The sequence below is a fragment of the Planctomicrobium limosum genome (genome assembly GCF_051465645.1).
GTDB lineage: Bacteria > Planctomycetota > Planctomycetia > Planctomycetales > Planctomycetaceae > Planctomicrobium.
Genome location: NZ_CP195790.1, coordinates 4978509 through 4999216 on the forward strand (window position 1 = coordinate 4978509; position 20708 = coordinate 4999216).

The window sequence follows — 20708 nt, forward strand, 5'->3', positions numbered from 1 at the left end:
GTTGCCGCGACTGGATGCGGACTCATCTCAGGAAGTCCACGAGTGAAACTTTGCTGAGTGTTGTCAGCGATTGCAGTGTGAACATCAGCAGGTTCTGTTGTTCCTGGAGTTGCGTAATCGCAGCGAAGTAATCGGTTGATTGCGCGTCACTCAAAATGGTTTCGGCATTCAGTTTCTGCGAGGTGACACGAGTTTCGAGCGTGTCCAGATTCTCGAGTGAGACGGCCTGTTTTCCGATGATGTTGAGCAGATTGTTGCTGGCGGAATCGAGCTGCTGCAGTCGTCGTTCGAACGAGTTCTCCCGGTCTGTGGCAGAGAGATTCTCTGAATTCAGGATCGTCTCGCGCAGGGAAATGACCGCCTGAAAGACGTCGGCCGATGCGGATGGCTCAACGACTGCTGTTCCCGTTGATTTCACATTCGTCGTATTGAAGTACTGAACGACTCCGGGCGCTGAGCCGGTGACCATCTGATTCGCGGAGAAATCGATTGGAATCTGCGTGGCGCCCCCATCAATGGAGAGCGTTCCATTCGAAGTGATGTCCACGGTTCCGTTGAACCCGGAAGTAATCGACTGCGTGTTAATGAAGACGACTTCCCCATCTGGTCCGGTGATCTTCAGGTTGCTGTCAGCGTTTGTGAAGCTGACCGCGTCTCCTCCATTCAACGAGACGGTGCCAGAGGATCCGTTGCCTGATGTGTCGTTGATTGTCAATTTGTGGAGACCAGAGGCTCCGAGAATGGTGTCTCCGTCTACAGAGCCGGTCCCAGCTTCAACTCCTGAACCTGCCGCATATGCGGTGCTGGTATGTTTCAGCGTCAGCTTTGTGATCGCGGTTCCGGTGGACGTCCCTGTTCCCGCTTGCACCTGACTGTTGCCGAGGATCGTGAGCTGACCGCTTCCATACGGTTGAAAGACTTCACGCCCAGAGTAATGCGTCTGAATCACCTGACTGCCGGGAATCGTCAATACAGACGAGAAATCGCTACCTTGATAGATCGGGTTGCTGCTGGAAATCCCTGTGAACGGTTGCGTATTCAGTTGTGTTCCGGAGAAGAGGTATTCCCCATTGATTTGAGAATTCGCAATCTGCTCAAGCTGAGCAAGAATCGAATCGAGTTCGTTGATGAACGCCGTTCGTTCAGTTGGTTCAACGGATTGGCTGGAGTCGAGGGCAATCGATTTTGCCTTCACCATCAGTTGCTGAGCATCCAGCAGACTCGAGTTTGCCTCTGAGAGCACTGTTCTGGTGGAGTTGATTGTCGTCAGCTGCGTTTCAAACCGGGCAATCAGCGCGTTCTGACCGAGAATCAGTTTCTGGGCGACGGGGTCATCCGAAGGCTTGTTGACACGGAATCCGGATGAGACCTGCTGATTCAAGACTGCAGAATGAGCGTATCTGGCCTGGGAATTTGACATCCCAAGCTCATAGCTTCTGTGAGGGGTGACCCGGAATGACATCGTGTCTGGCCTGAGTCTAGAATTCCGTTCTGGTGACTGGCTTACCGCAGGAGCCCGAGTAAATCATCGAGTGCTGAGTTCACTGATGACAGATATCGGGCATTTGCCTGAAAAGCCCTTTGGAATTGCAGCATTGAGAGCAATTCTTCGTTCGGATCGACGCCAGAGACCGAGTCCTGACGGTTACGCAATTGCTGGTACTGGCTGTCGAGTTGATCCGTGACAGATTGCTGAAGGTTGACGCTTACACCAATGTTGGCGGTTAGCGAAGCGAGTCGGCCTTCGACAGTTTCTGCCTGATGATTGAGGACTCTGGTTTCTCGAAAAGCAATCAGTCGATTCAGCTGGCCGACATCCGCAGGATTTCCGGTTCTGCCGAGTGAGAGCTGTTTGGAATTGGCGATGAGGTCGGGGTTGACCTTGATGTTGCGGAAGTCCGTCGTCTGAAAGACACCGCCGATTCCCATTCCGGTCAGGAACCCTGATGAGTCCGAATCGGTAATGGCATCGATTGTGAACGTGTCGCCGGCGTTCATCGTGCCGGTTGAGAAACGAAGGGAGAGACCTTCTGCAATCTCAATCGGCTGGCCTGCTGGATAGCCTGATCCGATGTCGATCTGTCGGACGACCTGTCCGGTGGTGGCATCGGTGATTGACAAATGCAACGGGCTCGTCACGCCGATCTGACCACTCGATTGAGCGGTTACTACGAACTGCGTGTTTTGAACGCCGGTATAGACACCACTCACGGTGGGGATCGTCGTCCCAGTGAGGAGTGCGGTGTTTGTCGTTGAGGAAGGACGTCCGGCAAAGTCGAATGAGTAGCCAGAGTCACTTGAGATTGTGAGTTGACCAGCGGTCGTCAACGTCGCTCTCAGATGCGGGAAGGCGTCAAGTTGATCCGTGACAGATCGCAGTGTGTCCGTGCTCGGGTTGACAGGGATCGTGAACGTCTCGTGTTCGCCTGTCGATTGATTGGTGATCGAAACCGCCAGTAGACCATTGTTGATCGGGAACAGCGTGTTCGCCTGTGCCAGAGGAGCATCAGGATCCACGTTTCCGATCGTGCTGGAAACCAGGGTTTGTGGGCCAGCTGCTCCCATGCCTGTGGCCTGGAGTTTGTTCACGCCAGCGATGAACGCGCGTGTCCATTCTTCCAGTTCCGCTCGCACTTCGGGAACGATCTGGTGTTGAGAATCGAGAAGACCTGCGAGCTCCCCGGAGACTGGTTGAATCGGTGTTTTGCTGGCTCCATAGACAACTTGCACTTTGCCATCAGCGGTCTGTTGAACCGAGAGCTTCGGTGAATCCTGGCCAACAATGATCCAACCTCCAGCGGCCAAGATCTGGCTGTCAGGATGACTCAACGATGCCGGACTCAGGTCAACGAGCTTTCCCAGTTCCTGAACCAGAATGTCTCGCTGATCTTCGAGAGTTGGAGCCGAACGACCGGAGGCCTTTGCGGTCTGAATCTGCTTTTCAATCGTGCCGATCTGTTCGACCAGCGAATTCACCTTCGAGACCGATTCTGTGATCTTGCCGGTTAGTTGCGACTGCAACTGATCCATCTGCGACTGCAGCGAATTGAGTTGATTGGCGACGTTTTGTGCCGCTGTCAGAACTTCCTGTTGCCGCGTCGAATTGTTGGGAGTCGAAGCAAGGAGTTCGACTTTGTTGAAGTAGTCGGTGACGGCACTTTGCAGCGAACTGTTGCCAGGGGTGAGGAAGCCTTCGAGAGTTTGCAGGGTCTCCAGCTGAACCTGTGCTTTGCCCGATGACGAGAGTGTCAGAGCGATGGCTTGTTCTGTCGCAGAATCAACGACTCGACTGATTCCCTGAACCGTGACGCCTGTTCCCATCAACAAGCTACCGTACTGATAAGGGACCGATTCCGCGAGACTGACTCGCTGCCGGTGATACCCTTCTGTATCGGCGTTGGCGATATTGTTCGCGATGGTCTGAAGTGCGATCTGGTTGGCACGAATGGCCGAGTTGCCGATGTTGTAGAGCGACATTCTATGACCTTATTTCAATGCCGGGCTGCATCACCGGAGTCAAACGCTGTCCAGCAGCGGTATAGCGGACGTGATCTCCATTGCCGGATGGCATGATCGACGCCAGCAGGTCAGTCACAATTCCGTGCAGGCCAGTCAGCTGCTCTCTCGTGGTCTTGAGGCAGGCTCCGGCGCGTGCTGTCGCCTGGATGAGTTCATTGCGAAGTGTCTGGAACTGCAGGTTGGCTTCCGGGGATTCGAGTGTGATGACACCCAGTCGTACGTCTTCCGGAAGACAGTTCCAGTCTGCGGCAATTGCTTCACGAATGTGTTGGCGTTGCTGTTGAATGTGCAGGGCATCGTCAATCAGCAGCAGGATTTCCGATTGCTGTGCGACCAGCTCTGATCCTGTTGGTCCCATGCTTCCCAGCGCGGACGCCAACGCTTCGACTCGCTTGATGACTTGCGATTCGTCTTGGAGATGAGCTTGTAGCTGTTGTTGCAGCCCGATGGTCAGAGTTCGCTGTGCAACCATTGTTGTTCCTGCTTCGACGGCCTGATTGGCTTGAGCGATCTGGTTAGCGGCCGTAGCTGCCTTGCTTCAGAACCGCTTCGCGAATGGATTCGGCCATGCCAATTCCGCCGTTCTCTGCAATGTGCTGGCCCATGAACATGTCGAACATCCCGCCGTAGGTGTCGGAGGAATCGCCGGGGAACAGCCCGTCTTCCGATCCGGAAGATTGTCGCATTTCCTTGACGAGCATTGAGACGAACAAGCTCTCAAACTGTTTTGCCAATGCTTCCGGCTGCTGTGATACAGGGCCTTGCATTGGGTCAGACATTAAAGAGATCGGGAGACTGGCGGCTGTCGAACTGATGGCGTTCATCGGCGGTTTTCTTTTCAATCAACAATTCAAAGGAGCAGGGCAAGAGGTTCTCGAGCGAGGGCTACTTCAGTTCCAGATCCGCATGGAGCGAGCCACTCTCTTTTAACTGCTGGAGAATCGAACTTAGATCTCTTGGGGAAACTCCCAGTGAATTCAACGCTTGTGCAAGGTCGCCCAATGTGACGGTGTCGTCGATCAGGGTCATTTGCTTTTTCTCTTCTTGAACATCGACATTCGTTCGAGGAACAACAACGGTTTCCCCTTGACTGAATGGCTGTGGTTGAGAAACCTCAGGAGACTCGGTTGTGGTGATCGCGAGATTTGCGTGAGTGACAAGGACGCGAGAGATTTTGACGTTCTCTCCAATGATGACCGTGCCTGTTCGTTCATTGATTACGACACGAGCACGGCGGTCAGGCAACACGTTCAGGCTGCCAATCAGACCAGCGAACTCGGCAGCACGGTCGAGATACTTGGGAGGAAGCCGGACGTTGACTGTTGTGGCGTCCAACGGTGCCGCAATTCCGGGTTCTTCTCCATTGATGGAAATGGCGATGCGTCGAGCTGTTTCGAAGTCTGGCTGCTTCAGGAGCAATCGAATGAATCCATCACACCCCAGCGGAGTGAGCGTTTCTTCTTCAACGGTTGCCCCGTCGGAGATGCGGCCAGTTGTCGGAAAGTTCTTCTGCACGGATCCGGCCTGACCTGCAAAGCTGAATCCCCCAGTTGAGACTGGCCCACTGGCGACCGCATAAACTTCGCCATCGACACCAACGAGCGGAGTGAGAATCAGCTGTCCCCCTTCAATACTGCTGGCGTCATCGAAGGTGGAAACCAGGACATCAATTCGCGATCCACGACGAGCAAACGAAGGCAGATTCGCGGTGACCGTGACCACTGAGAGATTGTTCGTCTTCTGTGTGGTGTCTGTGTGAAGTTGCAGGCGAATTGTAGGGTCAACACGCATGCCCATGCGTTGCATGAAATTGACTGCATACTGCCGAGTGACGGGACTCTTGCTTCCCGTTCCACTCAATCCGGTGACGAGCCCCATCCCGACGAGCTGGTTGACCCGAACGCCTTCGATGTCCGTAATGTCTTTAATGCGAACTTCTGCTTTCCCCGAGTTCGCGAGGAACAACACAGAAGCTGTTGCGCAAGCCAGCATTAAGCAGCATGGCTTACAAACAGATCTGAAGATGTCGGAGACTGTGTTCATTGGAAGTATTGCCAAAGGCAAATGATCGCGGTTCGCCGGAACTTACAAGTGGGGATGCTTACCAGGGCCAGACTGAGTTGACACCCCGTCCGAGCCAACCTTGTCGAGTGAACTTCTGGGATGTTCCACTCGCCTGATATTCCATGCGGAACTGCGAGATGTATTGAGAACTGATGTTATTGTCCGGGCCAAGATCCAGCCCTCGAATGACACCGGACAGAACAAGTGTGCGTTCTTCTCCTGCCACTCGAACCCGACGTTCTCCAGAGATGACCATGTTGCCGTTAGGAAGAACGTCCATCACCGAACATGTCATGCGGTCGGTAAATGCTTGAGCAGATCGGTAGCCTGATGAACCGTCAAACTTGCGGTCGGAGGAGCTTTCGAGTTCCAGTGAGGCAGACCCGCCTTGTTCACCCAACCCACCGTCACTGGCACCAGCAAACCCGAACATTCCTTTGGTGGAGGTTGATTTTCCAAGGTCCCGTTTCTCTGTGTTCGCGACATCGGTTGTTTGAGAAATGATCACAGTCACACTGTCGCCGATGTGACGTGCTTTCGAGTCATAAAAGAGGTACGCGTTCTGCGGATTGCGACGCTGCCAGAGTGACTCTGCTTGAGCAATCGTCTGTTGCGCAGCGGCCAGAAACAGGCAACTGCCGGCGATGATTGAGTTTTTCTTCATGACAGTTGTCCTTCCTTGGACACATTGTCTGCGATCACGTTGAAGTCATTGCGCTGGCAATAATTCAGCTGGCAGTATTTCAGTGGAGTGCTGGTGGTCGCTCATCTTCCTGATTCGCGATGATCTGGTGTGATGGGTTATGGAAGTCGAACATGGACTTCTCCCCGGCCCACCACTTCTCCTGTCACAATTTGATTCGACTGGATGTTACGGACTCGAATGAGCTGGCCTTTACGGCCGGCCTGAAGTGCTTCAGCGACAGGAATGGTCACGACGAGTCTTCCTTTTTTTGCAATCAATCGAACCGGCTCTCTGGGCTGAACCAGAATCGGTTCCTCTTCGACCACAACTTCCCCTACGTGTCGCGAGGTGACGATATCACCGGGTCGGAGTGGAGTTGAAACGCGGCGGCCGACGAGTTGAGAGGCTTTTAGCTGATCGAGATGGCTGTCGACAAAGCGAACTTCTTCTCGAACGTTTTCACTGTCGATCTGATTTGAGCGATCCAGTGACGTTGCCGCGACGACGACGTTCTGACGCCGTGTTACTTCAAATGTTGCGGAACGTGCGAAGGCAATCTGTTCATTGCCGAAGATGCGAATCGTCAGCTGAGGGCGTCCCAGCGGCAACTGAGAAACAGGCATGACTTCGATTCGAGGATGCTGGAGTCGTTGAGGATCGAGGCCGGCATTCGTCATGAATGGTGTGACGAGTTTGACATTCAGATCTTCCGGAAGAACTGCAAACTGGTGGCAGAGTTTTGCGTGGACGAGTTCTTCAATTCCCAGATCAGTCAGTGTGACTGGAAGAGGCGGCGTGATCGTGACGATCTCTTCTCCAGAAATCGCAATCGTGCTTCGTTCGAAACCGGCGAGTTGAATACGGATCTCGATGAACGAACGATCCAGTGTTAACTCTGAGTTTTGGTCGAATTTGGCCAGATCGAGGTTCTGCAATTCCGCACGGCGAGCGGGATTGTTATCGATGATGTCAGCGACGTCCCCGAGTCGGACTTGTGTTCGACTGACCGTCGTTGTTGGTTTGAGGCGGATGGCGGAACGCGCTGAGTCTGAGCTTTGAGCGAGCGCAAGACTGACGTTCCCCCATGCGATCATCGTGGCGATGACGCAGAGGATTTGCTGTGAACGGATATGATGTGAACGCAGGAACACGTTCTCTCCAACTTCAGATCGCGTTTGGGAATTGACTGGCGACATTAGGCTGCTTGCGAACGGCTTTGACTGCCGTGCTGTGTTCTTAACGCCGTGTTCTTAACTCAGGTGAGGATCAACATGGCTTAACGTACGATGTTTGCCGAGGTTGATAGCATTTCGTCACCCGCCCGAATTGCCCGAGAGTTGATCTCGTAGGCACGTTGTGCGGAAATCAATCCGATCAATTCAGTGACCACTTCGACGTTGGAGCCTTCCAGTGCCCCCTGTCGAAGAAATCCCATTCCGTTTGTTCCGGGATTGGCAAGCGTCGGTGTCCCTGAGGCGGGAGTCGCAGCGTAAAGGTTGCCCCCTTCGCTGGAGAGTCCGGCTGGATTGGAGAATCGAGCCAACTGAATCTGTCCCAGTGTGACGACTGAATCCGGTGTTCCGGCCAGAGATGCGGAGATCGTTCCGTCCGTACCAATGTTCAGCGTGGTGAGGTCGACACCGTTCTGAATCGTGATCGGAGGATTCAGCAGATATCCGTCCGGGGTGACAAGCTGTCCGGTGGCGTCCATACGGAATGCACCAGCCCGGGTGTAACGCGTCTGCTGGTTCGGCAATTGCACGGAGAAGAATCCGTCCCCTTCCACTGAAACATCCAACGGGTTGTTCGTTTGTTCAATGTTGCCCGGGGTGAAAACCTTGGCAGTCCCCACGGCACGGACACCGCTTCCGATCTGCAATCCCGTTGGAGATTGTTGACCGGTGGCGACATCGGTTCCTGGCTGCTTCAACGTGGAATACAGCAGGTCTGCAAACGACAGATTGCTGCGTTTGAATCCTGTTGTGTTGACGTTGGCCAGGTTGTTGGCCGTATTGTCGATGAGAAGTTCTTGCGCCTTCATTCCTGTGGCGCTGGTGTACAGGGCACGTAACATGACTAGACGCCTCCCTGAGAGAGAATGTGTCGCCCGATGGCTTCGTTAATAAGTGTCATTGATTTCTGAGCCGCTTCCTGCCGTCGTTGAACGGCGATCATGTCGACCAGTTCGTGTACTGGCGAGACATTGGAACGTTCCCGAGTCCCCTGATGCATCACGGCTTCGGCATCCTCAGGAAGCAGGTCCGTCGGTGCCTGAAACAGTGTCGCCCCCGCAAACTTCAGTCTGTCTGGTTGGGCAAAGCGAACAACATCGATCTTGCCGAGTTCGATGTTGTTCGCAAAGACGCGACCCTCTTCAGTGATACGGATCGAAGAAGAAGCGGTGTTCGGCGGAATGCTAATATTCTGGCCGCCAGCCTGTACTGGAAGATTGTCGACAGTGACCAACTGGCCTCCCTCGTTGAGATGGAATGCTCCATTTCGGGTGTAGAGAGGACCATCTGGACCTTCGACGACAAAGAAGCCTTCTCCATCAAGGGCAACATCCAGGTGATGCCCTGTCTTCTCCAAAGGTCCGCTGCTGAAATCAATATAGGTTTCTCCAGCGTGGACTCCGTGAGACGAAAAGTTCACGGCGCTCTTCAGTTCCTGATCGAACTGGTTCTCTTTGGAATCGTGGATCAGTGATTGCCGGCGATACCCCGGCATCTGTGCATGAGCAAGGTTCTGCGCGATCAATTCGTGCTGCCGTGCTGCCGCTTCCATCGCCGAAGCAGCGCTGTACAGTCCGTTGATCATGTCTTGTCACTCCCTGACTGATGGCAGTTCGACTTTGCTTCGTCTGATACCCCCTCTGAAGCGGCATTTTTTGCCGATCGATTTCGGGAAACAGACTGTGTCGAATCTTCTTTCTTTCTCGACACGTGAGTCGCGGTGTGATCAGGAAGAATGTAGCGGTTGTGTGGATTGTCTTGTTTGTTGGGTGTGAATCTTCTCAGGGCTGCCTGTTTTTACATTTCAAATAGAAGAGATAGGGGTTGTGGCGAGGTCGAGTGGGCTGCTTGAGTCATTCTTGAAGTAGGCGCTCGTTTTTTTCAGACGGGACTTTGGGAAAGACTTACATCCCTCAAAGTTCAACATTGTTTTGCGTCGACTATATGGTGAAGGCGGCAGGGCTTCGTTTGAGGAGCGCCGCAAGAATGAATCGAATACCCCTGATGGTTCGTCAGGAGGTGTTCAATGTTCAGGAATGTGACATGGCGGATCAAACATCGGGTTCTGAAGGAACCGCCGGGGCTGCGAAGGCTTCATCTGGCGGGATTGTCCCCTGGATCATCGTCGGGCTGATTTCGTGCGTCGTTGGATCGCTCGTTCCGTTTGCAATGGCGATGCTGAATGCACCTGCTGCCGCACATGGAACAGACGGCTCAGAAGATGGGGCCGGAGTTGATATCGATTCCGGGCATGGGAGCGGTCATGGATCGTCCGACTCGAAATCCGGACACGGCAGCGACCACGGAAAAGGGGCCGGTGGAACTGGTAGTTCTTCGCCGAACAAGGGGGCGATGGCCTTCATTTCTTATGGCGACGTCACGGTTAATCTCGACGAGCAACGGCTGAATCGCTATTTGCGTATCAAAATTGTTCTGCAAACCCGACGCGCTGATGAGTCGGCCGTTAAGGCTGCGATCAGCGAGAAGGAACTCCTGCTCAGAAACTGGCTTGTCAGTCACTTGTCTGACAAGGAACTGGACGAGATCCGCGGGAAAGCAGGGCAGAATATGTTGCGTCGGGAGATTCGGGATTACTTCAACGCGTCCCTTTTTCCTGACCATGTCGAACGTGTGTACGACGTTCTTTTTCAGGAATTCAACGTGCAATAGTGAGTTGCAGTCTCTGGAATCCCAGCCTGCAACTGCAGTTGCTTTAATGTGTTCATGTCTTATTTGCAGCCCGTCATGTCAGACGATGTGTCCCCCAGTCTGCTCGACTTTTCCAGTCCACGTCGGCCGCCAAACGAAGCGTTACGGCAGTTGGCGGCATGGCAGTCGAACGTGTGCGCGCTGACACGGGATCATTGGGCGTCGCTGCTGTCACGTCCGGTCGGACTGACGCCAGGCAAGATTGAACCTGTTCAATACTACTCCGCGATGCAGCAATTGCCTGAAAATGGACTGGGTGTCTACTTCTCCATTGGCGAGTCTCTGCTTCCATCGATGATGGTGTTCTCTGCGCGCCAGATTCAGGCGTTGCTTGCTGATTTGCTGGATTTGCCCGGCGGGAAGTGGCCGGAACCGGCTCGACTGACTGCGGTTGAAGATTCCATGCTGGAACTGCTGTTTCAGAAACTTGCGGAATCGATCGGCGATGGATGGCCGGGTGATCAGGCACTGGCCTGTCGCTTCCTGGAGACGACAAATAAGCCGCAACGAACCCGACTTTTCCCGGGCGGCTCCCAGATGTTCGCGCTCAAAGTCACTATTGATTCCCGTTTTGGCGAAGATCCCGTCACCTGGCTCATGTTGAAAGAGGAAACAGAACGGTTTCTTCTGGAGCAGCTTGGGAGTGAACCGACGGAAGATGGGATGTCGCACCCTGATCTGGTGGCACTGACTGAACGTGTTCCATTGGATCTTGTTGTGGAACTTGGAAAGGCTGATTTGTCGATGTCGCAAGTAGACAATCTGTCTGTTGGCGACGTTCTGATCCTGAATCAGCTGGTCAGCCGCCCATTGGTTGCAAGTCTGGAAGGACAGGTGAAATGGGTCGGTCTTCCAAAACGCATCGGAGGCCGTCAGGCGTTTGAGATCACTCAGGTGATCGAAAGCGGCAATATTAGCGCGATCCCGATCTCTGAAGAGGCAAAGTCTGCTAGCTGATATTGCGGCAGAGGGCATTTCTCTGCGATAGATCCTTTGAATTCAAAGGAGTCTGTCATGCCATTCGAGGATCAAAACAGCCTGGCCGATCAAGCTGATGCCACGGTCTATCCTGTGGAGTTTCCGGTCGCCGGAGGCCCTCAGCTTTCCGCAACGCGAGCGCCACTGCGCCGGTTCTACGATGTGAATATGCCGGTCTCAGTCGAACTGGGACGGACATCGATGCCCATTGGCGAATTGCTGCACCTTTCTGAAGGGGCAGTCATTCAGCTGGATCGAATGGTCAGTCAGCCGGTTGACATTATTGCTCAAGGCGTCCGTCTTGCACGAGGAGAAGTGGTGGTCGTCGATGATCGCTACGCCGTGCGCATTACAGAGATTGAGTCATCTGAATCTCAAACCCGATCAGACTCCAGTGAGATCCCGAGCCGGAAATGAAGTCGAAACTCCTCCGCATTGCCACCGCTGTCGTGATTGTGGGAATCGGTTCGCTGATTCCGGCAGTCGGGGGAGAAGTACGTTCGGCACCTGCTCACTCAAAGCATATCCAGCACCTTTCATTTGATCTGTCTCAGAACGATGCTCCTGCATTTCTGGACATGACAACCGCACCGGAACTGGAATCATCATTACTGAAACTGTCCTCCCACGAGATCCCTGCGCTTCAGACTCCTCCTGCAGGTGAACAGAGACACTCAACTGCAAACGTGACTGAAGTAGCGACTGAAGCAGCGACTGGAGCCGTAACTCTTGCCGTGACTCCCGCAGTGACGCAGGAACGGGTTCAGCAGGTTCGCGAGGCTGCTCGCGGTCAGATGAAAGAAGCGTTTATCAAGGAAGGACACGAAGCGACCAGCAATCGTGATCAACTGACTGCTGAGTTCTTCAGCGTGATGCGATGGACGGTCGTTGTGCTTGTCATTGGCGGATGTGTTGCAGTTGGCCTGAAGAAGATGCCTCATATGCAACGCCCGCAAGTCACCGGGGGCAAGATGTCCCTTGTTGAAACATTGCCTCTTGGTCGGCATCAGATGTTGAATCTGGTACAGGCCGGAGGAGAACGATTCCTGGTTGCGACAGATGCAGCAGGAATCAAATCGGTCACTCTCCTGCCAGCCTGGGAGACCGATGTTGAGGTTGAAGACGAAACCCCTGTCTTAAAAGCAAATCCTGATCTTGCGGCCAGAACTCCATTCGAAAAGTTGGTCGCACGATCCAAATCCGCCTGAATCACATCCCATCCTTTTTCATGTCTTTAACCGATAGAAGTGAGTTTCGTTCTGACTTGAATATGAAGTCGATGCAATGAGCATCTCATTATTCAGGACAGAGGCGGCGCAAGCGTGCTTGTGGACCAGAATAAAGTGGTCTGCTTTCATGATTGCTATGTCGCGGGCACTATGAACGATCCTACGACCTTTTCACGATTGCTTGAAACTCAGGCATTCCAGGAGATGTCGCCACAGCTCAAGGTGGCGTTGTTTCTGGGGATGATGACGTTCTTGTCGTCGGCACTTGTGACAATGACCGCGTTCACGCGAATTGTAATTGTGCTGTCGTTCATTCGTCGTGCGCTCTCGACTCAGGAAATTCCTCCGACTCAGGTGATCATCGGACTGGCGCTCTTTCTGACCATGTTCGTGATGGCCCCGACTTTCCACGAGATCGAGTCGAAGGCGGTTGTTCCGTATCTGGATGAATCGATCAACGGTGCGGATGCGTGGAGGATCGGGTCGAATGCCCTGAAAACCTTCATGCTGAAACAGACCAGAAAAGAAGATCTGGCCCTGTTTGTTGAACTCTCCGGCATGGACGAAGCAATTTCTCCATCTGCTGTTCCGATGACAACGTTGCTGCCAGCGTTTGTGATCAGCGAATTGAAAACCTCATTCATCATGGGGTTCTGTCTGTACCTTCCATTTGTGCTGATCGATCTTGTGATGTCCGTCATTCTGATGGCTCTCGGGATGATGATGATGCCTCCGGTCGTTGTTTCGACACCATGCAAAATTTTGTTGTTTGTGCTTGTTGACGGATGGCACCTGATTGCGAGAGCGCTCAGCCTCAGCTTTGGTTGACGACGTTCCTTAATGATGCGGACGCATTTTGAACCTGAGAATCACTGGCACCTGACTGATGTTTTTCTGACTGTATGACAACCGCCACCGCACCAACTCGACGCTCCTTGCTCACTCAGCCTGAGACAATCCTGTCGATTGGCATGCTGGGTGTGCTGGTGATCATGCTGCTTCCGCTGCCGCCGTTCCTGTTGGATATGCTGCTTGCCGGAAATCTCAGCGTGAGCATTCTGCTGTTGCTGATTACGTTGAATACACGTCGGGCTTTGGATCTGGCTGTCTTCCCGTCGCTGCTTCTGCTGCTGACATTGTTCCGCCTGTCGTTGAACGTGGCGACCACCCGATTGATTCTGCTCACTGGTCATGCTGGTGAGATCGTGAACGCCTTCGGAAACTTTGTGGTTGGCGGAAACCTTGTTGTCGGGATGGTGATCTTCCTGATTCTGATCGTGATCCAGTTTGTGGTCATCACAAAAGGGGCCGGTCGCATTTCCGAGGTTGCTGCACGCTTTACACTCGATGCATTGCCAGGCAAGCAGATGGCGATCGATGCCGAACTGAATGCAGGCGCGATTGATGAAACAACGGCTCGGAAACGACGGACCGAACTGGCTCAGGAGACCGAGTTCTATGGAGCGATGGACGGGGCGAGCAAGTTTGTTCGCGGAGATGCCATCGCTGGATTGCTGATCACCGCGATCAACCTGATCGGCGGAATCATTATCGGTGTCTCGCGAGGGATGTCCGTTTCGCAGTCCGTTTCGCTCTATTCGATCTTGAGTATCGGGGATGGTCTCGTCTCACAGGTGCCAGCACTGATTATTGCCGTTGCGGCAGCGATGCTGACCACGAAGGCGACGTCGGATTCGAATCTCGGTCAGGAAATTGAAGGTCAACTGCTGAAACGTGAACGCCCACTCTATATCGGAGCAGGTGTTCTGGCGGTCATGTCTCTCGTTCCTGGACTGCCGAAGCTTCCGTTTCTCGCAATTTCTGGTGGATTGCTGGTTTATCTGGCGAGTCGAAAACAGAAGGAAAAGAAAGTCGAAGAAGCTGCACCGGCACCGACGGCTCCCCGAGAGATCAATCCTGACGATGAGATGCGGGAATTCCTCGCGACAGATCGGGCGACCATTGAAGTGGGGGCAAGGCTGCTTCCATTAATCAGCCCTAAGAATTCAAAAGGTCTCGCAGAGCGGATTCGCAGCTTGCGGCAAGATTTCTCCCGTGAGAAAGGAATCTGGATTCCTCCGATCCGTGTTCGAAGTCAGTTGCAACTGGAACCTGATCAATACCGGATCATGATTGCTGGTCGTCAAGTCGGCATCGGGATTCTGCGTCCGGACCGACAGCTTGCCATTGCACCGGAAAACGTTCGGGTTGATATCCCCGGCGAGGTGACTCGAGAGCCGGCATTTGATCTCGCTGCCAAGTGGATCGATACCGCACTCACAAAACAGGCGGAAGCCAATGGCTATACCGTTGTCGATGCTGTCAGTGTTTTGATTACGCATCTTGGTGAGATCCTGAAACGACATGGGCACGAGCTGATTACGAGGGAGACCCTGAAGCAAATGCTTGAGCGTGTCCGTGAGTTTGCGCCGACCATCGTTGATGAACTCAAAGGTGAGACAGTCCGCATGGCTGTACTGCATCAGGTCATCCAGCAACTGGCCGCAGAAGGAGTTCCTCTTTCTGATATGGCGCTGGTTCTGGAAGCGGTCGCCAATCATGGTGCTCAAGTCAAGACAGCAGATGATTTGACGGATCGTGTTCGCGAAGAACTCGGGCGATTGGTTTGCGAGCGTTATAAATCGGCCGAAGGCCATCTGCGGATTATCGCTTTCGAACCACGACTCGAATCCAAGTTACGCGAGTCGTTACGTAATGGGCAAATTGCCTTGAGCCCGGCGCCAATGGAAGCGTTGATGAGAACCATCGGCGAACATTATCAGGCCAGTGTGCGTGTGGATAAGCCGCTGGCGGTGATGACTGATCGATCGTTGAGGCGTCCGCTGAGACAGTTATTGATCAGAACGACTCCGGGGATGGGCATGATTGCTTATTCCGAAGTGCCGGGAGAGACGTCATTGGACCCGGTCGCCATTCTGACCTATCCAGAGGTGTTTAAGGCCGAAGAGACAAAACCAGTTGGGGCAACCCATTCGCAAATGGCTCAAGCAGTTGCTTGAGCATGACAGGGCTTCAAACCAGAGCTCGTAAGATTTTTTCACTATGACTCGTCCATCCACAAGAACCGTCACGCGATCTCACCCGGCACGCCCACCCGTTGCTGCGGCGATGGGAATCCTTGCTGGCTGCGCTGCGACACTCATTGGTGTCGCGACTCAGCTTTCACCGGAAGTCATTTTGGTGCGTGCGGTTGTTGCAGGTGGTGTGACATTCGTACTCGCAGCGTTGCTGGTGGCATGGTGGCGATGTGTTACTCCACATGTCGAAGAGGAATAACGATGAACTCATGTCCGCATCATGATCGCGGATGAATTGGCAGCTGAACTGATTTCACGGGATTGTGCTACGTCGCAGATTCCTCAAGTCACATTGTTAACGGGATACGGATTGCATGGAAGCAGCCGTAAAAGCCTATCAATCTGTTTCACAAAGGAAGGTTCGCGATCACCTGATCGAGGATCACCTTCATTTTGTGCGCCATGTCTTGGGGCGGATCGTCTCAGGACTTCCGGGCTTCGTTGACAAAGACAATCTGGAATCAGCCGGTGTATTAGGTCTGGTTGAAGCAGCGGCCAGTTTTGATCCTGATCGAGGCGTTGCCTTCACAAGCTTCGCTTATCACCGCATTCGTGGTGCGATTCTGGATGAGCTGCGAAGGAACTGTTCCCTCCCACAGCATGTTCTGGAAACTTGGAATCAGGTTAAGCGAGCGTGGGAGCAACTCGGAGAATACGCGACGTCAGCGACAGTGGCTGCGGCGTGTCGGCTGAGTGAAGAAGTCGTCGAAGAGTGTATGACGGCCATGAGGTTTGCTCAGCCGGATCACTGGCAGGAATCACTGCACGATCATCATTTCGTCTCACGCGAAAGTGAAGAAGCACTCGACCGGCTCGAACTCGCTGATCAGCAGCGGATTCTGGCGGATGCAATTGAGCGCCTGCCGGATCGCCTCCGTGTCGTGCTCTCGCTGTATTACCTCGAAGACTTGCGCATGGCCGAAATTGCGCAGGTGGTCAATCTGTCAGAGTCTCGAGTTTCCCGGCTTCTGGCAGAAGCAGAATTGCAGATCAAGAACTATTTGAATCAACCGAAGACAGCTTCAAGCAAGGCCGTCGAGAAATCACGTCGTTCGTCCCGAAAGTCGTGATGCTGTTGGATGTGAAGTGAGACGCAGTGACATGCGTTGCAGAGTGAATTTAAGGTGATCAATGAGTCGTATCCATGATGGCAGCCAGATTATATCAGCACAGAAAATTCGTGTTGCTGATCACCCATTCGTCGTCTCCGGTCGTCAACATTCGAGTCATCAGCCGGTTGTCACTCTTCGTAGAGAAGGGGATGTCATCCGTGAAATTCAGATTCAGTGCGGGTGCGGTGAGGTCATTGTTCTCGACTGCGAGTATGGCGTGAATGTTGTCCCTCAATCGTTGTCTGGTGGACCGCGAGCGTAGTGCGCTGTCCACTTTCGGATTTCGGGTTGCCGGGAGTATTTCACGGTTTGTTGGCTGCTCCTGTTTTGACTGTCGATCCCGAGATCTCAAGCGAGACGCAACACTGGCTCGATTGTCTGAAGGAACGTGAGACGGAACTGTTCAACGGCTTTCGTTGGTGATGTTATGTTGAATCAAATGTTATCACTCCTGTCGCCCGGTTCGCTTGCAAAGTCACTCCTTGTATTGACTCTGCTTGCAAGTACCGGCTGTCAACATACGCGTCTGTTCCAACCGGCAGGGGCCCGAACGGCAGCAACAAAAAGGACAGCGGTGGAAGAATCGGCTCACAAGCCTGTTGTTCCGCCTGCTTTAGCAGAAACGCCTGAAGACAGCACCCGCGTTCCAATGGGAACACCGGTGCATTTACCACCTCCCGTTGTCGCTGAATCTGTAGCAGCGCCGACGGCAATCGCTCCGTCCCCTGGGTCATTCAGCCCTCCGATTACACAGGCTCCGGCTTTCCCTGAGGAAAAGCCGAGCGTGCAACAAAAGCAGGGGACTGCGAGTTCTGATTGGCAACCTGCATCGTGCCTTCCAGTTGACGCCGAATGGAAGAAGACATTGGAAGCTCAGACGGCTTCAATGCAGCAGCGGTTGGAGTCACTTGAACAGGAGCTGACTGCCACCCGAACGACATTGGGACAGATGAATGAGACACTGGCGACATCGCAGGCGCATATCGTGAAACTCAATCAGGAGCTCTCACGATGGCAGGGAGAAACTCGTCGCCTTGAAGGGGATATGCTTCGACAGCAGCAGTCAGATCTGAAGTCACTGGACGAATTGACATCTGCTCTAAACGGGCTGCTTCAGAAACAACGGTCGACCCAAACGGGAGCGACTCAGGTAGGTGCGATTCCGGCTGAAGCCTCGCCGTCGGGAGTGACACAATGAGCGACTTCTCGCATAAGTTCTCCCCTTCTCGACGCCATGTCCTGAAGTCACTGGCAGGTGGTTTGGCAACAATCGCTGTACTGACTTCCGGGTGTCAGCAAATCTGGCGAAGAAAGAAATCCACCACACAGACTGCTGGGGAATCATGCAGTCATGAGAAGTTCAACGGGACGGAGATTCCCAGACGCTTCTTTGTTGCCTCTCGAAACGGTGACCGAGGCCGTGGGCCGGGAATGCAGTCTGGTGGTTCGATGGAGATGAGTGCTCCTCTAAACTTTGGTGTGACTGGCAGCCCGAATCCTTTCTTGGTTGAAGTGCTTGCCGCTTTCAACAGCAGGCCGAATTGCAACGCGATTCCGATTCCTCCGCATGTTCTTTATCAGTTCGATGGAGAGGGAACCGAGGGAGCGGTGATGTCTCTGCAAACGCACCCGGATCGGTTTGATCCAAATCCGTCGTTTGAAGAGGTGTTGGTTATTGATGTCGTTGAAGTCCAGCCTTACCGGCCCATGCGTTTGAGTGCGATTGTCGAGCGACGCAATGTCGCGGATGGCAGCCTGATCTCTCGAAAACATCAGACATGGAACGCCCCGAAAGACGATGAGCCTCAAGGGCCGAATCCTTTAAATCGCATTCTGTTGAACCATCCACCACCGCTGCATGAGGTGGAAGACAAGGAACTCGGCCGACTCAGCCCAATCGCATTCTATCGCAATGTTGCGAAGGAACTTGTCGACGGAGTGTTGGCAAGTCCTTATGGAATCCCTGCCGGAACCGTTGTCGAAGAAGTGGAACGCCACTAAATACAGTTTGCGATTTGTTCGAGTCGAATGTCGAAAATCCTGATCTCTCTCAGAATGCTCAAGTCTGAATGGACCATGGGGGAGGTTTCTGGGATGATGGATTTCCAATTATTGAGTGACATGAGAGCACGCGGCTGTCTATTGACCGTTTCGATATGTGCTCTGATGGCTGACGACGTGGGGTAGGCTTGGGTCTGGGCCGATCGCATCCAATAGTTCGTCACGTCAACGGATTGAGTTTGTCTTTCTTTCGTGCGGGTTTGAATTGCTTTCTTGGGCTTGTGGCAGAGGATGGCCTCAGTAGGTGAATCTACGTCCGATGCATCAGAGCTGTCTGTCGAGCAGCGGTTCTGGTGTGGATTATGAAATTGTGACTGATGCCTGAATCTCTTCAACCTGACGATTCTGCTGATGCAGACGTTCAAGGGCTTCCACTCCGGTCTGGCTCCTCAGGGCGAGATGCGATGGAAGAAATTGCATCGAAGTATCTGGACAACATCCGCGGCGGCAACAAGATCAGTCTGGACGACTTTCTCAAATCCTATCCTTCGAAGCTCGCAGCAGAGTTACGAGATTTTCTCCCCTTCGTCGGAGCGATGGAAGACTGGAAGGTGCAACGTGAATTCAAAGCCGTTCACCAGTCATTGCCTGACCAGTTTGAGCTGAAGCATCTCGGAGAGTTTCGTATTGTTCGAGAGATTGCACGAGGAGGAATGGGGGTCGTCTTCGAGGCAGAGCAGTCATCGCTGAGTCGACGAGTTGCGGTGAAGTTACTCCCGTGGCAGTTCCCGAAGAACTCAACCTGGGCCGATCAGTTCGTTCGAGAAGCCAGAATTGCAGCTCAGTTGCAGCATGCCCAGATTGTGCCGGTCTATAGTTTCGGTGAGCAGGACAGTCGCTTCTTCTATGTGATGCAGCTCATTGAAGGAGTCGGGCTGGATAAACTGATCGACAGATGGAAACGTGATCATGGAGTCGTGATGGTTGATGACCTGATCGATGAGTTCCATCCAGCGACCTTAGGAAACAACAATTCCAAGGCAAGTAAGCGAATGCTGCGGCATGACTCCTGGCAGCAGATCGCGAAGATCGCCACGCAGGTTGTTGCTGCTCTGCGGTACGCGCATAAGCAGGGAACGCTTCATCGTGATATTAAGCCGGGTAACCTGCTGTTTGATCGTCAGGGGAAGGTGTGGATTACCGACTTTGGTCTGGCGGTAGGGAATGAGACCGTCCTTTCAGATACAACAGGGGGAGTGTCTGGAACCCTGCGATATATGCCACCGGAGCAGTTTCGTCGGGAAGGGGACAATCGGAGTGACCTCTATTCATTTGGAGCGACACTCTATGAGCTCTGTACGTTGCAACCTGCATTTCTGTCCAAAACTCGACAGGACCTTGTTCGGGAAATTGAACGAGGTCAGCCGCGTCCACCACGGCAGATCAATCCTGATATTCCAGCATCGTTGGAATACATCATTCAGAAGTCCCTGAAGAAATCCGTTGAAGAACGCTACCAGAACGCAGACCAGCTTTATGCAGATTTGCTGCGATTTATCAACGGGGATCAAGTCGGAGAGACCGGTTCGAGTTGGTGGTCGCGTCTTTTCTCAGGAGGCTCCAAGTAATGTCCACTCGCGAGCAAGTGAGGGTCATCGGCCAGTTTTGTGTAGGAGCCATGCTGGGGGCACTGATCTGGGCTCTTTCTGAACCGTTGCTGGGGACGCCTGAACCTTGGGATGCGAACGTTCCCTTTTATTTGATTGCAGTCGCAGTGTCGGTATGTCTTTCGATGCTGATTCGCCCAAAGAGTTGGCCGGTGGCGGCGTTTGCTGTGTATCTCGGACAAGTTATTTACATCACGTGTTTCTATCATCCCCGGACTGCTATTATTCTGCCTGCGTGGATTTCAGTCGGAGTTTTCGGGCTGATTCCCAGTTTCCTGGGATGCTGCTTAGGTTGGTTGGTTGAAGGCTTATTTACAGGTAAGCGGAAGACGTTTTGATTCATCGTTAATAGATTGAGTTGATCTCATACTGGGTGATGGGATCGCTGAAGGCGTTGCAAGGAACGAGTGGGAA

At 53.3% G+C, this 20708-nt stretch carries 22 protein-coding genes; 13 read left to right on the plus strand and 9 right to left on the minus strand.

The window, feature by feature from the left end; translation table 11 throughout:
* Positions 1-22: 22 nt before the first annotated feature.
* From flgL to SH527x_RS18860, 9 genes are all read right to left on the minus strand, one after another.
* Entirely contained in the window at positions 23-1462 is a 1440-nt protein-coding gene (gene flgL / locus SH527x_RS18820) for a flagellar hook-associated protein FlgL (protein ID WP_437192231.1), read from the minus strand.
* Positions 1463-1503: 41 nt separating this feature from the next.
* Complete coding sequence (gene flgK / locus SH527x_RS18825; protein WP_437192232.1) at positions 1504-3477, minus strand: flagellar hook-associated protein FlgK; 1974 nt, start codon at positions 3475-3477, stop codon at positions 1504-1506.
* A 1-nt stretch (position 3478) separates the two neighbouring features.
* Positions 3479-3991: a hypothetical protein gene (locus tag SH527x_RS18830; RefSeq protein ID WP_437192233.1), complete on the minus strand. Its 513-nt coding sequence runs from the start codon at positions 3989-3991 to the stop codon at positions 3479-3481.
* Positions 3992-4034: 43 nt separating this feature from the next.
* Complete coding sequence (locus SH527x_RS18835) at positions 4035-4343, minus strand: rod-binding protein (RefSeq protein WP_437192234.1); 309 nt, start codon at positions 4341-4343, stop codon at positions 4035-4037.
* A 61-nt stretch (positions 4344-4404) separates the two neighbouring features.
* Positions 4405-5511 carry a flagellar basal body P-ring protein FlgI gene (locus SH527x_RS18840; RefSeq protein WP_437192235.1) on the minus strand — a complete coding sequence of 369 codons (1107 nt, stop codon included), beginning with the start codon at positions 5509-5511 and terminating at the stop codon, positions 4405-4407.
* A gap of 109 nt (positions 5512-5620) precedes the next feature.
* A complete protein-coding gene (locus SH527x_RS18845) occupies positions 5621-6247 on the minus strand; it encodes a flagellar basal body L-ring protein FlgH (RefSeq protein ID WP_437192236.1) in 627 nt (208 codons plus the stop codon).
* A 137-nt stretch (positions 6248-6384) separates the two neighbouring features.
* Positions 6385-7419 (minus strand): flagellar basal body P-ring formation chaperone FlgA, encoded by a 1035-nt coding sequence (gene flgA, locus SH527x_RS18850; RefSeq protein WP_437192237.1) that lies wholly within the window; start codon positions 7417-7419, stop codon positions 6385-6387.
* Between the two features lie 125 nt (positions 7420-7544).
* On the minus strand, positions 7545-8342 hold the full coding sequence (flgG, locus tag SH527x_RS18855) for a flagellar basal-body rod protein FlgG (RefSeq protein WP_437192238.1): 798 nt from the start codon (positions 8340-8342) through the stop codon (positions 7545-7547).
* A 2-nt stretch (positions 8343-8344) separates the two neighbouring features.
* Entirely contained in the window at positions 8345-9085 is a 741-nt protein-coding gene (locus SH527x_RS18860) for a flagellar hook-basal body protein (RefSeq protein WP_437192239.1), read from the minus strand.
* A 401-nt stretch (positions 9086-9486) separates the two neighbouring features.
* Here SH527x_RS18860 and SH527x_RS18865 point away from each other — a divergent pair, with 401 nt between their 5' ends.
* The 13 genes from SH527x_RS18865 (at position 9487) to SH527x_RS18925 (ending at position 20632) form a co-directional block, all read left to right on the plus strand.
* Positions 9487-10170, plus strand: a complete 684-nt coding sequence (locus SH527x_RS18865; RefSeq protein WP_437192240.1) for a flagellar basal body-associated FliL family protein — start codon at positions 9487-9489, stop codon at positions 10168-10170.
* Positions 10171-10245: 75 nt separating this feature from the next.
* Positions 10246-11166: a FliM/FliN family flagellar motor switch protein gene (locus SH527x_RS18870; RefSeq protein ID WP_437192241.1), complete on the plus strand. Its 921-nt coding sequence runs from the start codon at positions 10246-10248 to the stop codon at positions 11164-11166.
* Between the two features lie 57 nt (positions 11167-11223).
* Positions 11224-11604 (plus strand): flagellar motor switch protein FliN, encoded by a 381-nt coding sequence (fliN, locus tag SH527x_RS18875; protein ID WP_437192242.1) that lies wholly within the window; start codon positions 11224-11226, stop codon positions 11602-11604.
* The gene (locus tag SH527x_RS18880) at positions 11601-12395 is read left to right on the plus strand and encodes a flagellar biosynthetic protein FliO (protein WP_437192243.1); all 795 of its coding nucleotides are present in this window, start codon (positions 11601-11603) and stop codon (positions 12393-12395) included. The genes fliN and SH527x_RS18880 overlap by 4 nt, the downstream gene beginning before the upstream one ends.
* A gap of 171 nt (positions 12396-12566) precedes the next feature.
* Positions 12567-13244 (plus strand): flagellar type III secretion system pore protein FliP, encoded by a 678-nt coding sequence (gene fliP / locus SH527x_RS18885; protein ID WP_437192244.1) that lies wholly within the window; start codon positions 12567-12569, stop codon positions 13242-13244.
* A gap of 74 nt (positions 13245-13318) precedes the next feature.
* Positions 13319-15436: a flagellar biosynthesis protein FlhA gene (locus tag SH527x_RS18890; RefSeq protein WP_437192245.1), complete on the plus strand. Its 2118-nt coding sequence runs from the start codon at positions 13319-13321 to the stop codon at positions 15434-15436.
* Between the two features lie 43 nt (positions 15437-15479).
* Positions 15480-15713, plus strand: coding sequence for a hypothetical protein (locus tag SH527x_RS18895; protein ID WP_437192246.1), 234 nt, complete (start codon positions 15480-15482; stop codon positions 15711-15713).
* 115 nt (positions 15714-15828) lie between these two features.
* The gene (locus SH527x_RS18900) at positions 15829-16584 is read left to right on the plus strand and encodes a sigma-70 family RNA polymerase sigma factor (protein ID WP_437192247.1); all 756 of its coding nucleotides are present in this window, start codon (positions 15829-15831) and stop codon (positions 16582-16584) included.
* Between the two features lie 61 nt (positions 16585-16645).
* A complete protein-coding gene (locus SH527x_RS18905) occupies positions 16646-16888 on the plus strand; it encodes a hypothetical protein (RefSeq protein WP_437192248.1) in 243 nt (80 codons plus the stop codon).
* 165 nt (positions 16889-17053) lie between these two features.
* The gene (locus tag SH527x_RS18910; RefSeq protein WP_437192249.1) at positions 17054-17824 is read left to right on the plus strand and encodes a hypothetical protein; all 771 of its coding nucleotides are present in this window, start codon (positions 17054-17056) and stop codon (positions 17822-17824) included.
* Positions 17821-18627 (plus strand): hypothetical protein, encoded by an 807-nt coding sequence (locus tag SH527x_RS18915; RefSeq protein ID WP_437192250.1) that lies wholly within the window; start codon positions 17821-17823, stop codon positions 18625-18627. Before SH527x_RS18910 ends, SH527x_RS18915 begins: the two co-directional genes overlap by 4 nt.
* 377 nt (positions 18628-19004) lie before the next feature.
* Complete coding sequence (locus SH527x_RS18920; RefSeq protein ID WP_437192251.1) at positions 19005-20255, plus strand: serine/threonine protein kinase; 1251 nt, start codon at positions 19005-19007, stop codon at positions 20253-20255.
* Positions 20255-20632, plus strand: a complete 378-nt coding sequence (locus SH527x_RS18925; protein ID WP_437192252.1) for a hypothetical protein — start codon at positions 20255-20257, stop codon at positions 20630-20632. Before SH527x_RS18920 ends, SH527x_RS18925 begins: the two co-directional genes overlap by 1 nt.
* The last annotated feature ends 76 nt before the right edge of the window (positions 20633-20708 follow it).

What these genes read in the sequence shown, in the direction of transcription:
- SH527x_RS18915 (WP_437192250.1), top strand. Translation starts at nt 17,821, where the DNA reads ATGAGCGACTTCTCGCATAAGTTCTCCCCTTCTCGACGCCATGTCCTG.
- SH527x_RS18835 (WP_437192234.1), bottom strand. Translation starts at nt 4,343, where the DNA reads ATGAACGCCATCAGTTCGACAGCCGCCAGTCTCCCGATCTCTTTAATG.
- flgK (WP_437192232.1), bottom strand. Translation starts at nt 3,477, where the DNA reads ATGTCGCTCTACAACATCGGCAACTCGGCCATTCGTGCCAACCAGATC.
- SH527x_RS18900 (WP_437192247.1), top strand. Translation starts at nt 15,829, where the DNA reads ATGGAAGCAGCCGTAAAAGCCTATCAATCTGTTTCACAAAGGAAGGTT.
- SH527x_RS18870 (WP_437192241.1), top strand. Translation starts at nt 10,246, where the DNA reads ATGTCAGACGATGTGTCCCCCAGTCTGCTCGACTTTTCCAGTCCACGT.
- fliN (WP_437192242.1), top strand. Translation starts at nt 11,224, where the DNA reads ATGCCATTCGAGGATCAAAACAGCCTGGCCGATCAAGCTGATGCCACG.
- SH527x_RS18890 (WP_437192245.1), top strand. Translation starts at nt 13,319, where the DNA reads ATGACAACCGCCACCGCACCAACTCGACGCTCCTTGCTCACTCAGCCT.
- SH527x_RS18865 (WP_437192240.1), top strand. Translation starts at nt 9,487, where the DNA reads ATGAATCGAATACCCCTGATGGTTCGTCAGGAGGTGTTCAATGTTCAG.
- fliP (WP_437192244.1), top strand. Translation starts at nt 12,567, where the DNA reads ATGAACGATCCTACGACCTTTTCACGATTGCTTGAAACTCAGGCATTC.
- SH527x_RS18895 (WP_437192246.1), top strand. Translation starts at nt 15,480, where the DNA reads ATGACTCGTCCATCCACAAGAACCGTCACGCGATCTCACCCGGCACGC.
- SH527x_RS18920 (WP_437192251.1), top strand. Translation starts at nt 19,005, where the DNA reads ATGCCTGAATCTCTTCAACCTGACGATTCTGCTGATGCAGACGTTCAA.
- SH527x_RS18845 (WP_437192236.1), bottom strand. Translation starts at nt 6,247, where the DNA reads ATGAAGAAAAACTCAATCATCGCCGGCAGTTGCCTGTTTCTGGCCGCT.
- SH527x_RS18830 (WP_437192233.1), bottom strand. Translation starts at nt 3,991, where the DNA reads ATGGTTGCACAGCGAACTCTGACCATCGGGCTGCAACAACAGCTACAA.
- SH527x_RS18925 (WP_437192252.1), top strand. Translation starts at nt 20,255, where the DNA reads ATGTCCACTCGCGAGCAAGTGAGGGTCATCGGCCAGTTTTGTGTAGGA.
- SH527x_RS18860 (WP_437192239.1), bottom strand. Translation starts at nt 9,085, where the DNA reads ATGATCAACGGACTGTACAGCGCTGCTTCGGCGATGGAAGCGGCAGCA.
- SH527x_RS18880 (WP_437192243.1), top strand. Translation starts at nt 11,601, where the DNA reads ATGAAGTCGAAACTCCTCCGCATTGCCACCGCTGTCGTGATTGTGGGA.
- flgG (WP_437192238.1), bottom strand. Translation starts at nt 8,342, where the DNA reads ATGTTACGTGCCCTGTACACCAGCGCCACAGGAATGAAGGCGCAAGAA.
- flgL (WP_437192231.1), bottom strand. Translation starts at nt 1,462, where the DNA reads ATGTCATTCCGGGTCACCCCTCACAGAAGCTATGAGCTTGGGATGTCA.
- SH527x_RS18840 (WP_437192235.1), bottom strand. Translation starts at nt 5,511, where the DNA reads ATGCTGGCTTGCGCAACAGCTTCTGTGTTGTTCCTCGCGAACTCGGGG.
- SH527x_RS18910 (WP_437192249.1), top strand. Translation starts at nt 17,054, where the DNA reads ATGTTGAATCAAATGTTATCACTCCTGTCGCCCGGTTCGCTTGCAAAG.
- SH527x_RS18905 (WP_437192248.1), top strand. Translation starts at nt 16,646, where the DNA reads ATGAGTCGTATCCATGATGGCAGCCAGATTATATCAGCACAGAAAATT.